Below are 13,563 nucleotides of genomic sequence, written 5' to 3' on the forward strand. Positions count from 1 at the left end.
CCGAGGACGCCGTCGAAGCCAGCGGCAGCCAACCGCTTGGCCCCGGGGTAAAGACTGTGCCGGGGATTCCCCTGGAGACGAACCCGAAACAAATTGAGGCCAAATTCAAACACGCCACCGATTTTGGGGTTACCACTCCCCCCCCCGCCCCCGCCCGGGGGGGGGGGGCGCCCCCCCCGGCGCGGGGCCCCCCCCCCCCCCCCCCCCACGAATCGGTCCCAGGACGTGTTCGATACGTCGTCCGTGCACCGGGGCGGTACGGTTTTTCCCGGTACATCCGTTCGGCGGCGCGGTCGCGGGCGCCGGCGGGGACCGAAAAACGGCTGGTCCCCGTCGTGCGTGCGGTCGCAATGCGGAGCGCACAGTGCGATCTGAAAGGACTAGTCCATGGTGATCGACACCGGTAAGGACCCCGCGACGCCCGAGGGCGGCCTGCCGGGCTCCCCGGAAGGAAGACCCGCCCTGCGGCGGGGGCGCGGGGTGGACTGGCTCATTTTCGGCATCACGTCCCTCGGCGCGGTGGCGTTCGTACTGTGGGGGATCATCGACCAGGAAAGCCTCGCGCGGGTGGCCTCCAACGCGCAGTCCTGGGTGATCGCCAACACGGGGTGGCTCTTCGTTCTCGTCGCCACCTCGTTCGTCGTCTACGTGATCTGGCTCGCCCTCAGCCGCTACGGCAAGATCCCGCTCGGCGCCGACGACGAAACACCCGAATTCCGGACGGTCTCCTGGATCGCGATGATGTTCAGCGCCGGTATGGGAATCGGCCTGATGTTCTGGGGCGTCGCCGAACCGCTGACCCATTTCACCTCCCCGCCGCCGGGCACCGCCGAGCCGGGCAGCCCGGAGGCGAGCGAGGTCGCGCTGGCGACCACCCTGTTCCATTGGACCCTGCACCCGTGGGCGATCTACGCGGTCGCCGGGCTCGCCATCGCCTACGCCACCTTCCGCCGGGGTCGCTCGCAGCTGATCTCGGCGGTGTTCCGGCCGTTGCTGGGTCGGTACTCGGACGGTCTGGGTGGGAAGGCCATCGACATGATGGCGATCTTCGCCACGCTGTTCGGATCCGCCGCATCGCTCGGGCTCGGCGCCCTGCAGATCGGCGCGGGGCTCGAGTTCAACGGCTACGTCGACGCCATCTCCAAGCTGGGCCTGGTGTTGGTGATCACCGGTCTCACCATCGCCTTCATCCTGTCCGCGGTCTCCGGTATCGCCCGCGGAATCCAGTGGCTGTCGAATATCAACATGGTGCTGGCGGTGGTGCTGGCGGTGTTCGTCTTCATCGCCGGGCCCACCCTGTTCATGCTGAACTTCCTGCCCACCGCCATCGGCGACTACATCGCCGATCTGCCGACGATGGCCTCGCGGACCGGTATCGCCGGTGGTGAGGAGATGGAGGCGTGGCTGTCGAGCTGGACCATCTTCTACTGGGCCTGGTGGGTCTCCTGGACCCCCTTCGTCGGTATGTTCATCGCGCGGATCAGCCGCGGCCGCACCATCCGCCAGTTCGTCGCCGGTGTGCTGTTGGTGCCCAGCCTGGTGAGTCTGGTGTGGTTCGCCGTGTTCGGCGGCGCCGCGATCCGGCAGCAGACCGATACCGGCAGCCTGGACGAGGCAGACGGCAGCGTGAACCCCGATTTCGCCCTCTTCCATCTGCTCGACGAGTACCCGATCACCGCGATCACCACGGTGCTGGTGATGATCCTGGTGGGTATCTTCTTCGTCTCCGGTGCGGATGCGGCGTCGATCGTGATGGGCACGCTGTCCGAACGCGGCAGTATCGAACCTTCACGGCTGACGGTGATCTTCTGGGGTACCGCCACCGGCGCGGTGGCCGCGATCATGCTGGTGATCGCCGATTCGGATGATCTGGGGGGCGCATTGGACGGGTTGCAGGCATTGACCACCGTGGTCGCCCTGCCGTTCATGGTCGTGATGGTGATGATGTGTATCTCGCTGTATCGCGATGTGCGCACCGATCCGATCATCCTGCGCGCCAACCTGGGTGTGGAACTCGTGGAGGGTGCGGTCGCGCAGGGTGTGGTCAAGCACGAAGGCGAATTCGAGCTGGTCACGACGCCGATCGAAACGGCCGACGACGAACAGGCCCCTCGCGACTAGCGCTGCGGGCCGCCCCGCCGAACCCCGGTCCGCGTCCGCCGCGGGCCGGGGTTCAGCGTCGATGCCCCCGGAAGTCCAGGCAGGCCCGTCCGGTGGGTGCCGGGCGGGGGAGTCGCGGCGAGCTGTTCTGGGTGGCCTCGATGTAGATGCTGAGACCGGTGCTGAGCTTGCCGGCCAAGGCCTCGAGCTGATCGGGCGATAGGGCCTCGCCGAAGGCCGCCGCGGCGAGGAGTCGTTCCCGTACCTGTTCGAGGTTGAGCCGGGCGAACGGGATGGGGGCGAGTTCGGGCATGCGGGCTACCGTACCCGAATTCGAACATACTTTCGATAGTTGGTTTGCTGTGTTCCCCGCACGACGGTGAGTGACCCCGGCCCGGATGGTGCCGCGGGGATGCCGCGAGGTGCCGCCGCTCAGCCGATGACGGCGTTCATGATGGTGCCGGCGCTGGTGGCGACCACCCCGCCGATCATGGCACCGGCCACCATCTTCGGTGATTCCATCGAACCGCCCGACCACTTCTCCCAGGCGAATTTGCCGCCCGCGTAGATGATCGCGGTGATGCCGGCGAGCAAGACGAACCAGGTCAGGTACTGGACCATTTGCGTGATCTTGTCGGCCAGCGGGGGTGCTTCGGGGGTGGGGTTGCCGATTTGCGCCAGCAGCGTATCGGTGACGGCGGCCAGTATCATCTCGCAGCTCACTCTGTGTTCGGGGTGGGCGGGAACGCACACGCATCGTAACCGCTCGCCGGGGGTGATCGCAGTAATCCCGGTTCCCGGTAGGGATTCGGGGGTACCAGCGGTTATAGCGCGAAAGACGCTGAGCGGCAAGAAGTTGCGCCGGGCCCGGCATCGTCTGGATGATGGAGGCGGGGCCGCAATGCCCCGAACTCTAGGCGAGGGAGCAGACGGTGAGCATCATCGCGGCGTCGATTGTCGACGCGGTATCGGTATACGCACAGGTCAGCGATCCCACTCCGGAGGCCCCACCGCTGGCGGACAAGATCATGCAGTTCGTGCAGTACGCGACGTGGCTGGCCATCCTGTCCGGCACGGTGAGTATCATCTTCGCCGGCGGTAAATTCGCCTGGGAGAAATGGTCCGGCGGGGCGCTGCAATCGCCGAAGATGGTGGCCGGGGCCATGATCGGCGGGGTGGTCGCCACCAGCGCCGGCACGATCATGAATACGGTGCTCACCATCTGAGAACCGGCCGCGCCGACCGTGGCGGCAACCGTTCGGCTATTCCTGGGCGTATCCTGCGTAGCAGTCCATCCGACAGCGATGAGCAGGGAGAATGCCCATGGGCGACAGCCCGGCAGCGGTACCCGGTAACTCGCGGCGCGGGCCGGCGTCCGACCGGTTCCGGTTGTCCAGGCGTTCGCTGCTGGGGCTGATCGCAGTCACCGGGCTGGCAGCCTGCGGCGGCGAGAACGACGACACCGCGGTCGAGCCGTCGGGTACGCCCGCCGAGCGGCGCGAGGTGGCCACCGACGCCTATGTTTTCGGTTACCCGCTGATGCTGATCGATACGATCCGCCGCCGCGCCCTCGAATACACGTCGGTCAACCGGTTCCAGCACACCTCCTCACTTCCCGCATCGAGCCAGCGCACCGTGGTCCGGATCGATCTGGACAACCTGTACTCGGTGGCCTGGCTGGACCTGCGCGAGGAGCCGGTGCTGTTCGAAGTACCGCAGATCGAGGACCGCTACTGGGTGATGCAGGTGCTCGACGCCTGGTCCAACACCGCCTTCACCCCGACCAGCGTGCAACCCCACGCCGAGCCCGGCGCCTCCGCACCGTTCGTCTACGCCGTCACCGGACCCGGCTGGACCGGAACACTGCCGCCCGGTGCGGTCCAGCTACCGGTGCCCACCGCGGACGCCTGGCTGTACGGGCGGATCGAGGTGCGCGGCCCGGACGATGTTGCGGCGGTGCGCGATATCCAGTCCCGTCTGCGGCTCGCCCCACTGAGTGCCTGGACCACCCCCGCGGCCGCCGAAGCCGATTCGATACCGGAGAACCAGGACTGGTCGGAATCGGCCGGGCTCGACACCCTCGACGAGATGCCGGCTCGCGATTTCTTCGAGCGCATGTGTGAACTCATGGAGGAGAACCCGCCCGCCGCCGACGACGAGCCCGCGATGGCGCGCTTCGCCACCATCGGGATCCGGCCCGGTGGTTCACCCGAAGGCGTGAGCACGGGGGAACTGTCCGCCGGGGTCGACGCCGCCAAACGCAAGATCGCCGCTTACGTGGACCCCGGCAGCATCCTCCGCAACGGCTGGGTGCTGGACCTGAACGTCGGGCGATACGGCACCAACTACCTGCTGCGGGCCGCGACAGCGCGCCGGGGAGTCGGTGCGAACCTCGCTGCGGTGGTGGTGTATCCGGCGATGTTCGACCAGGCCGACGACGACGGCACCCCGATCGAGTTCACGCTGCGGTTCGAGCCCGGCCAGGCGCCGCCGGTGGCCGCGTTCTGGTCGCTCACCGCCTACGGCAGCGAGGGGTACCTCGTACCGAACGCGGCGGATCTGCATACGGTAGGCCATCCGGTCCCGCCGGTGTTCGCGCCGGACGGTTCACTCGAGTTCACCGTCCAGGCTGCCGATCCCGGCCCGGGAGTGCCGCGAGCGAACTGGCTGCCGATCCCGGAGCGCGGCCAGTTCTCCCTGGTCATGCGACTGTACGAACCGGGTCAGCAGGTATTGGCCGGTGAGTGGTTCCCACCCCCGCTGATGCCCTGACACCACCGCGGATCCCGTGCTCAGCCGCGCACCACCTCTGCCAGGGCCGGATCGAGCACATCGGCGAGGGCACGCCACGGGACGATGATACTGATCAGCCCCTTCCCCGGTGGTGCCACACTGTCTTCCTCGAAATGGATGGCCATACCTTTATCGGTGGCCACCCAGTGATGGAAGTTCTTGGTCCGCGGCTGGATCTCCCGGCGGTCGAAATCCGGACCCGCCGCCGTCTCCGGCAGTAGTCGTGCCGCCTCGCCGGACAATCGGGTCAGACCGGCATCCAGGTCCGGGAAGAGATCGCGCAGCGTGATCGGTTCGGCGTTGTCGGCGTTGATCGTAATGGTGGCGAGCAGTTTCTTCGGTTCGTCGGGCGACGGACCGCTTGTGCGGGCCGTCGTCAGCAGCGCACTCAGTACCCGGGGCCCGATATGCAGGTCATCGGGCGGTCCGCTGGTCAGCTCGGCCGAGGCGGGAGCGTTGTCGATCTGGTCCTGCAGCGCGGCGCGCACCGAATTGTTGAACCGATCCGCGACGGCCGCCGTTCCGCCACTCACCTGCGGTATCCGGACGTTCCAGCTGACGTTGCCTTTATCGCCCTGCACTTGGGCCCACGCCCGGGTGTAGCCACTTCCGGAGGGTGTGGTGCCTGTGGCGGAGACCGGCGCGGACGACACGGGAGTACCGGCGTCGCTGCCGGGCGCGGTGGGATCCGCAGTGCCCGGCACCTCCGATCCGGCGTTATCGGTAGCGAATACCGCGGTGGCCGCCAATACTGCGGCGAGCAGGACGGCGACGGCGCCGGCCACGATGGGTCGCTTTCGTACGCGCCGCTGCCCGGTGTCTGCGGATGAGGCCGAGCCGACGGACGTGAGCGACCGTGTCGCCGGCGGCAGGCCGGGTGGAGGCGAATCGTGGCGTGATCGCGAGCCGTGCGGTCCGGGAGCGGAGACCCTGGTCTCCGTTGTCGGGGCGGCCGGGAATGAGGGGGCCGCCGGGGCAACCGGTTCCGTGCCCTCCGAAGCGGATGCCGGGGCCGGATGCGGTGATCGGAGTGCGCGCAAGGCCTCTTCGCTGAAGGCGCGACACGAGTCGTAGCGGTCCGCGGGGTTCTTCGCCAGCGCCCGGTACAGCACCGCGTCGATGGCCGGCGGCAGTCCGGGGGCGCGCCGGGAGGCCGCGGGGGGAGGGGTGTGCAGATGGGCGTTGACGACCGCGGCGGTACTGTTCACGGGGAACGGTTTCTCGCCGGTGAGCAGGACGAAAAGCGTGCAGCCCAGGGCATACACGTCCGCGCGGTGATCGACCGGGCCGGCGGTGAACTGTTCGGGTGCGGCATAGGAGACGGTCGCGATCACATCGCCGGTACGGGTCAGGTCCGTACCTTCGCGGGCGAGGCGGGCGATCCCGAAATCGGTGAGCAGGGCCCGTTCGCCGAATTCCCGGTCCGGATCCGCGGTGACCAGGATATTCGCCGGTTTCACATCCCGGTGCAGCATCCCGTTGCGGTGGGCGTGGTCCAGTCCGCGGGCGGCGTCGTCGATGATATGCGCCGCCCGGCGCGGCCCGAGCTGCGGCGAACCGGCCAATGCGGCGGCATCGGTGCCCGGCACGTATTCCATGGCGATCCAAGGCTGTCCACCGGTGACACCGCGATCGTGCACGGTGACGATATTCGGATGCCGCAACCGGGCCGCGAGCTCGGCCTCCCGATCGAACCGGCCACGAAACCCGGCGTCGGCCAGATGGTCGCCCGGTAGCAGTTTCAGCACATCCTGCCGGGGCAGCCGGGGATGTTCGGCGAGATAGACGATGCCCATCCCGCCGGCGCCGATCCGGCGCACGATCCGGTAGCCGGCGAATCTCGCCCCGGGTTGCAGCATTGCCCGAGACTATCGCGGCGAATCTCCTGGTCGGTTCCGGGTGTTCCCCGATACCGCCGCGCAAGCCCGACGGCGCAGCATCGGACTATTGGATCCGACGAACGGGATGTGGACGATGACCGAGCAGGATATGCGTACCAGGGCCGAGGCCGAACAGCAGATCCGGGAAGTGCTGAGCCGGGCCACGGTGGCGTGGGCCGATAACGACGCGGCGGCCTATGCGGGGGAATTCACCGCCGACAGCGACTATGTGGCCTTCGACGGCACCCACGTGCGTGGGCGCGAGGCGAACCGCGCACTGCACGCCGGACTGTTCGAGGGGCCGCTGTACGGCACCCGCCTCGAGGGAGAGATCGAATCGGTCCGTTTCCTCACCGGCGATGTGGCCGTCGCGCATATGACCGGATCCGTGGTGTTCGCCTGGCAGGCCGGGATCCCGCGGGGCCGGCTGTCCCGCAACACCTGGGTGCTGCACCGCGACGGCGGCGAATGGAAAGTCGCGGCCTTCCACAACACTCGGGTCCGGCCCGTACCCGGCGACAACAGCCCATTCGGCCGCTTGTTCGCCCGCTACGTACGACGGCGTACCGACCGCGCCCGGACACTGACCGGCCAGAGCTGATCCGCGCCGGGGCCTGGTGCGGCGGTCAGATATTCGCCCCCTTCTCGCGATTGCAACCGCGGCACAGGATCTGAAGATTCGAGGCGCTGGTGGCGCCGCCGCGGCTGAGCGGGATGATGTGGTCGAATTCGAGGTAGTGGCTTTCCCCGCATTCCACGCACTTTCCGCCGTCGCGCTGCCACACCTCGGCCTTGACCTCCTGCGGGATACTGCGCGAATCACGCTGTCCCGGCGCCAGCACGAGCCGTTTGGCGACGCGCAACGCGCCCTCCAAAGCGGCGGCGAGATACTCCGGGTCGGCCACCGCGAAACTCGCCCCGCCGCGGGCCGAGGTGGCCGCGACGACGACCGTATCGAGTTCGGCCGCCACCGAAACGATCCGCGACCACGGGATCTCCACACCGGTTCCCGGCCCGACGAACCGTAACTTCTTGGTGCTCACGATCAACCGGCCGTCGGTATGTTTAGGGCCGCGGGCCAGCTCCCGGATATGGGTCGCGCCGATATCGAGGTAGACCAGTTCCTCGGCGTCCAGATGCAGGTCCGGAGTGCGGACGGTGGGCAGATCACCCTCACGCAGCCGGGACAGCGCCCGACCGCGCCCCATCCGGGCCCGCAGATCGTCGATCAACCGGCCCGCCAGCGACAGTTCGGTGATGGCGTGCTCGACATCGTCGTATTCCTCGGCCGAGATCTGGCCGTCGGCGAAGGCGAACGCGACCCGCCGTTCCACATACTGCAATGCCGCCGGTTCCAGTGTGGCCCGCGCGGCGGATTCGTCGATCCGCTGATAGCGCAGCGACGCCCACAGTGCCTCCCATTCGGCACCGCGCGGACCCGAGGCCGCGAGTACCCGGGTGGCCCGGGTATGCCAGTGGGTCAAGAACTCCTCGGTCTCCGCCGCGCACGCGGCACACGGGTGGTGCCCGCCGAAGACGCGACGGCGGCGCCGGGCGCCGCAGCGTGCACAGTCGTGCGGATGCGGCCGGGCCGTCGGCCGGGTGTCGGCGGTCCACTGCTCGCCGTCCCACCAGCGCAGCACCGTCGGCTCGGTGGGGTCGCGGTACCAGTCGGCGCGACCCGAACCGGGCGGCGGCTCGACGGGAGTGGGTTCCGGCACGGTGAGCCGGCGCAGGGTGACGGTCCCCGGTGATCGGCGGGCGGGCTGCGCGGTATCGAAACGGTCCCATGGCGCGGTTGCTGCCGCGGTAGCGGAACCCGGCCGTTCGTCGAGCCGGTAATGCGCATTACCCGGATGAGCCTCGGCCACCGCGCGGGACTCGGCCGCGGCGCTGTGTGTTCCGGCGCCTTCCCGGCCCTCCGCGACCGCCCCTTCGCTCCGGGCCGCGGGGCTCGGCCGATCCCGCCGGGCGTCGCCGGTGGCCGACGCGGTGCGGCGCGGGGATTCGTGCCCGGATTCCATGCTGCGGGCTGCCGGATGGGTCTCCCTCGTGTCCGGTTCGTCGCTCGGTGCGCCGGCCCGCGGCAGTCGGTCACTCCGGGGTGATGGCGCATCGTTACGGGCCGGGCGGGCCGCTGCCGGCACCGGGTGTTCCCGGGCGGCGGCCGGTCGAGGTCCTTGTCCGGCGGCGCCGGACGCCGGACGCTGGGTACTCGGCGCTTCGCGTGCGGACTCCGTGGCCGCGCCGTGCCGGCCGGACATTATGCGGTCGCCGTGGCGGCGCGGTGTGTCGTCCGGGGAACTGTGTGCTCTGGTCAGTACGGCAGTGCCCGAATCACCGGTCGAGTCGTGCGCAGGCTCGGTACCCGGTGTGCGGCTGGGGGGCCGGCCTGCCGGTGCGGCCCCTGCCGGCCGGCCACGCCGGGACGCGGGCGGTGCACTGCTCGTATCCGGTACGGAGGGGTCGTCGACCTGGATACCGAATTCCGTCACCAGGCCTTCCATTCCCGTGGCCCAGCCCTGGCCTACCGCGCGGAACCGCCAGCCGCCGTCGCGGCGGTAGAACTCCCCGAACATCATGGCCGTCACCGCTTCCGAATCGGTGACCGCGAATTCGGCGACCGGCCCGTCCACCGCATACACCGTGACCCGCAGATCCTCGATGCGGGTGAACTCGGCGTCCTCCACCGACCCCGACACCACGATGCGATCCACATCGGCCTCGGTCCGCGGTAGCGACACACTGAGCCGGGCGGTCCCGGGCGCGGGATCCTGGTCGAGTGTGACCGCCTGGGACATGTGCCGGGGCGCGTTGTAGAACACCAGGTCCTTGTCGTCGCGGACGGTCCCGGTGCTGTCCAGCAGCAGGGCGTGCGCGTCCACCGCATGTTCGGACCGCCAGGAAATCACCACGGCCAGAAGAGATGTCGGTATCGGCGTATTGGCGCCCTTGCTGAGTTCCATCGTCGTCGCACTATGCCATGCGATGCCGACACGCCCGCAGGCGCGCAGGTCATGGCGTTGTCCGGGGTGGATGCGGCAGAGTTGTCCCATGGCCGATCCGGGACAGCCGGGGAGCGGGAAGGCGGCGAACCGGCCGGGAGCGCGCCGGGTGCCCTCACCCGCCGATGTGCTGGCCGCCGCGCAGTCGGCGGTCGATGCGGCGCAGTCCGCGGCCGGGCAGGCCTTGGAGGCCGCGCAGCTCACCGCCGGTCAGGCGTTCGATACGGCGGTGCGGTTACCGCCGGCCTCGGCGCAACTGGCCGCGCAGTTACCCGATCTGCTGGACAACCTGTCCAGCGCCATAGACCGCCTCAATGCCACGGTCGACCGGCTCGACCGCACGCTGGCTCTCGCCGACCCCGCCTTCGCGGCCTACGACCGGTTGCTGCCCCGGCTGGAGGCGTTGATCGCGCTGGGCGAGGATCTGTTCGGTGCACTGTCCCGGTTACCGGGGGTCGGTCGTATCGGCCGGATGGCCGGTCTCGGTGCGCCCGCCGAACCCGAACCCGAACCGCCCCGGAAGCGGCCGCGGCGGAAATCCTGATCGGCGGCCGGTACGTCAGTGCCGGTCGAGCGCCCGGCCGTTGTAGGGGGTGTCGAACGTGGTGCGGTCGTGCACCGGCCGGACCAGCACATCGTCGTCCTCGACGGTGATCTGGGCGTTGCGTTCGGCGCTGAGCAGGGTCAGGACCAGTCGATCCGCGACCCGCTGCGCGGTCGCACCGTCCGGATAGCGGCCCAGCACCCGGGCGCTCGGCCCGACGGTGCTGTTGCCCCGGGCGTCATCCCAGTTCCCGCTGCCGGTGGCTACCGCGAGCCGGGCGATGACTTCCGTCGCATCCGGACTGTCGTTCGGTGCGCGCGACGTTTCGATACCGATTTCGATGATCTGGTCGGCCCGAAGCCAGTCCCCACCATGCGTTTTCACCCAGAGCTGTGCCATCGCTCCATTGTTGCGCTGTTCGCGTGATCGGGCCCGGGTTCTCCGGAGTCCCGGCCGCACGGGATTGCTCGGATACCCGCCGGGATATCGCGCGACGGCCGGAACTGCCCGGCTTCGACCGCGGATACGGCCCGGTACACCGCCTGGGCTTTGAGCAGCATTTCGTCGTATTCGTCGGCGGCCACCGAATCCAGCACGATCGCTCCCCCCGCACCGATCTGCCAGCGGCCGCCGTGGCGTACGGCGGTTCGGATCACGATATTCAGATCGGCGGTACCGCCCAGGCCCAGGAACCCGATGGTGCCCGAATAGACCCCGCGCGCGCGGGTTTCCAGTTCATCGATGATCTCCATGGTGCGGATCTTCGGCGCGCCGGTCATCGAACCGCCCGGGAAACATGCGCGCAGGCAGGCGATGACATCGGTATCGGCGCGCAGCGTCCCGCGCACGGTCGAAACCAGTTGGTGCAGAGTCGAATAGGTTTCGGTGACCAGCAGATCGCGCACCCGGACACTGCCGATCTCACAGACCCGGCCCAGATCGTTGCGCAGCAGATCGACGATCATCACGTTCTCCGCGCGGGTTTTCGGATCCTCGGTGAGGGCGCGGCGCAGCTGCTCGTCCACGGCGGGGTCCGGGTCGCGGCGGGCGGTGCCCTTGATCGGTTTCGTCTCGACCGTGCGGGTGCGGTCGACCTTCAGGAAACGTTCGGGGGAGGAGCAGACGATTTCCAGATCGTCGAATCGCAGGTAGGCGGAATACGGTGCGGGGTTGACGCGGCGCAGGATCCGATAGGTGTCGAGGCCGCCGGCCGTGGCGGGCAGGGTGAGCTGGTCGGTGAGGGTGATCTCGTACGATTCCCCGGCTCGCAGTGCGGCCTGGCAGGCCGCGATATCGCGCAGGTACTGGCCGCGGCCGCGGGCGAGCAGATCTTCGACTGCGGATCCGGCGGGATCGGAGCCGGCCGCGGGGTGGCCGGGACCGGTGTCGAGGGGCTCGGGATTCGTCCAGGTGGGCAACTGCTCCAGCATCGCGGCCGTACTTCCCAGCCAGCTCTCGCAAGCCTGCCGCGCCGCTTCCTCTGGGCCCGTGAGCGCCACCAGATGAGTCCGGCCGGCGAGATGATCGACCACCACCAGTCGATCGGCGAAGATCCACTGGGCATCGGGCGTGGTGGCGCGGTGTCCGGCCGTGCCGCCGCAATCGGCCTTGACCTCGTAGCCCAGATAGCCGACGTAGCCCCCGGCGAAATCGAACGGCAGCTGCGCGGGTAGCGGCAGGAACCGGGTGTGCAGCGCCGCGGCCAGATAATCCAGGACGGTGCCCGGTTCGCGCCGGACCCGGCCCCCGGATCCGGTGACGGTGACGTACCCGCTGCCGACTCGGTACTGCACCACTTCGGCCAATGGTCCGGCGGCGTCGCCGAGGAACGAGAAACGGTCCAGTCCCGGTTCCACATGTTCGCTGTCCAGCCAGAACGCGGTGGCCGAGGTGCCGTAGAGCCGCAGGAACGCCGCCTCGGTGTCGACGGCGCGGTCGAGCACCCGGTGCTGGACGGTGACGGAATCGGACATGGTGGTCCGAATCTACGCCGGGTGGGCGTCCCGAACTGTTGTCGGTTGCCTGCAGTTGTGGGGGCCAAGTGGGGCACAATGTCAGGCATGTCTGTTGCGCAGCCGGTAGGCGTGGATCGTGAACACGTCGATTTCACCGTGGTCGGGAACTGGATGGATGAGCGCGGGCTCACCGGCGGCGAGTTCCAGGAGGTGAAGGCCCTGGGCGGGGGCACCCAGAACATCATGCTGCGGTTCACCCGCGGCGGCCGCGACTATGTACTGCGCCGCGGGCCGGCCCATCTTCGTCCCAAGAGCAACGAAGTCATCCGCCGGGAGGCGCGGCTACTGGGCGCGCTGTCCGGTACCGATGTGCGGGCGCCGCGGGTGATCGCGGCCGAACTGGACGAATCGGTTCTGGGTGCGGTGTTCTACCTGATGGAACCGATCGAGGGATACAACCCGCAGACCGAACTACCGGCGCAATTCGCCGCCGACGCCGCCGCCCGGCACGCCATGGGACTGTCCGCCGTGGAGGCCATCGCCCGCCTGGGCGCGCTCGACTACCAGGCGCTCGGATTGTCCGACTACGGCAAACCGGAGGGGTTCCTGGAACGTCAGGTCGGCCGGTGGATGCACGAACTCGACTCGTATTCGGCCAACGAGGGCTACCCGGGCCCGCAGATCCCGGGCCTGAACGATGTGGCCGACTGGCTCGAGCGCAACCGTCCCGCCACCTGGACGCCTGGCATCCTGCACGGCGACTGCCATCTCGCCAACATCATGTTCTCCTACCAACGCCCCGAGGTGGCGGCGCTGGTGGACTGGGAGATGTCGACCATCGGTGATCCGCTGCTGGATCTCGGCTGGCAGATCGCCACCCGGCCGGAACCGGGCACCTCCGGCGCCGCGCTCATCGGCAAGCTGGGGGAGGCCGGCGGTCTGCCGTCGAGTGCGGAGATGATCGCGCACTACGGGAAATTCTCCGATCGCGACCTGAGCGCGGTCACCTGGTACACCGTGCTGGCCTGTTTCAAGCTCGGCATCGTGCTGGAAGGTACCTACGCGCGTGCCTTCGCCGGTAAGGCGCCCAAGAAGGTCGGCGATTTCCTGCATGCGAACACCCTGGAGTTGTTCGCGCAGGCGCGCGGCCTCATGGAGTAGGAACAAGTTTCACTCTTCAGCGCAGAGGGCGGCTCCCGGTTGTGTCCGGGGGTCGCCGTCGTGTTTTCGGCCGCGGTGGTGTGCGGGCATCGGCTGTTGCGGTATCGACGGTGGAAGCGGACGAT

At 68.8% G+C, this 13,563-nt stretch carries 12 protein-coding genes; 6 read left to right on the forward strand and 6 right to left on the reverse strand.

From position 1 onward, the window contains the following. Positions 1 to 387 precede the first annotated feature (387 nt). Positions 388 to 2,121 (forward strand): BCCT family transporter, encoded by a 1,734-nt coding sequence (locus QH196_RS29955; RefSeq protein ID WP_280419210.1) that lies wholly within the window; start codon positions 388 to 390, stop codon positions 2,119 to 2,121. A gap of 52 nt (positions 2,122 to 2,173) precedes the next feature. Here QH196_RS29955 and QH196_RS29960 read toward each other — a convergent pair whose 3' ends face one another. Both QH196_RS29960 and QH196_RS29965 read right to left on the reverse strand, forming a co-directional pair. Further along, a complete protein-coding gene (locus QH196_RS29960; RefSeq protein WP_280419211.1) occupies positions 2,174 to 2,413 on the reverse strand; it encodes a DUF6374 family protein in 240 nt (79 codons plus the stop codon). 119 nt (positions 2,414 to 2,532) lie between these two features. Beyond that, positions 2,533 to 2,811 carry a hypothetical protein gene (locus QH196_RS29965; RefSeq protein WP_033244913.1) on the reverse strand — a complete coding sequence of 93 codons (279 nt, stop codon included), beginning with the start codon at positions 2,809 to 2,811 and terminating at the stop codon, positions 2,533 to 2,535. Between the two features lie 221 nt (positions 2,812 to 3,032). Here QH196_RS29965 and QH196_RS29970 point away from each other — a divergent pair, with 221 nt between their 5' ends. Next, on the forward strand, positions 3,033 to 3,326 hold the full coding sequence (locus QH196_RS29970) for a hypothetical protein (protein WP_432278162.1): 294 nt from the start codon (positions 3,033 to 3,035) through the stop codon (positions 3,324 to 3,326). A gap of 97 nt (positions 3,327 to 3,423) precedes the next feature. Beyond that, complete coding sequence (locus tag QH196_RS29975; RefSeq protein ID WP_280419212.1) at positions 3,424 to 4,872, forward strand: DUF1254 domain-containing protein; 1,449 nt, start codon at positions 3,424 to 3,426, stop codon at positions 4,870 to 4,872. Between the two features lie 20 nt (positions 4,873 to 4,892). Here QH196_RS29975 and QH196_RS29980 read toward each other — a convergent pair whose 3' ends face one another. Further along, on the reverse strand, positions 4,893 to 6,752 hold the full coding sequence (locus tag QH196_RS29980) for a serine/threonine-protein kinase (protein ID WP_280419213.1): 1,860 nt from the start codon (positions 6,750 to 6,752) through the stop codon (positions 4,893 to 4,895). 115 nt (positions 6,753 to 6,867) lie between these two features. Between QH196_RS29980 and QH196_RS29985 the strand changes: the two genes are divergently transcribed. Then, the gene (locus QH196_RS29985; protein WP_280419214.1) at positions 6,868 to 7,374 is read left to right on the forward strand and encodes an SgcJ/EcaC family oxidoreductase; all 507 of its coding nucleotides are present in this window, start codon (positions 6,868 to 6,870) and stop codon (positions 7,372 to 7,374) included. A 25-nt stretch (positions 7,375 to 7,399) separates the two neighbouring features. Here the strand turns inward: QH196_RS29985 and QH196_RS29990 are convergent, their stop codons facing one another. Then, positions 7,400 to 9,739 (reverse strand): TerD family protein, encoded by a 2,340-nt coding sequence (locus tag QH196_RS29990; protein WP_280419215.1) that lies wholly within the window; start codon positions 9,737 to 9,739, stop codon positions 7,400 to 7,402. 88 nt (positions 9,740 to 9,827) lie between these two features. On the opposite strand from QH196_RS29990, the gene QH196_RS29995 reads away from it, so the two are divergent. Next, positions 9,828 to 10,322, forward strand: a complete 495-nt coding sequence (locus QH196_RS29995) for a hypothetical protein (protein WP_280419216.1) — start codon at positions 9,828 to 9,830, stop codon at positions 10,320 to 10,322. Between the two features lie 15 nt (positions 10,323 to 10,337). On the opposite strand, the gene QH196_RS30000 is transcribed toward QH196_RS29995, so the two are convergent. Then, positions 10,338 to 10,721, reverse strand: a complete 384-nt coding sequence (locus QH196_RS30000; RefSeq protein WP_280419217.1) for a hypothetical protein — start codon at positions 10,719 to 10,721, stop codon at positions 10,338 to 10,340. Next, positions 10,703 to 12,295: an aminodeoxychorismate synthase component I gene (gene pabB / locus QH196_RS30005; protein ID WP_280419218.1), complete on the reverse strand. Its 1,593-nt coding sequence runs from the start codon at positions 12,293 to 12,295 to the stop codon at positions 10,703 to 10,705. Before pabB ends, QH196_RS30000 begins: the two co-directional genes overlap by 19 nt. Before the next feature lie 78 nt (positions 12,296 to 12,373). Here pabB and QH196_RS30010 point away from each other — a divergent pair, with 78 nt between their 5' ends. After that, positions 12,374 to 13,438: a phosphotransferase family protein gene (locus QH196_RS30010; RefSeq protein ID WP_280419219.1), complete on the forward strand. Its 1,065-nt coding sequence runs from the start codon at positions 12,374 to 12,376 to the stop codon at positions 13,436 to 13,438. The last annotated feature ends 125 nt before the right edge of the window (positions 13,439 to 13,563 follow it).

Source organism: Nocardia carnea, from assembly GCF_029868325.1.
GTDB classification, from domain to species: Bacteria; Actinomycetota; Actinomycetes; order Mycobacteriales; family Mycobacteriaceae; genus Nocardia; species Nocardia carnea_C.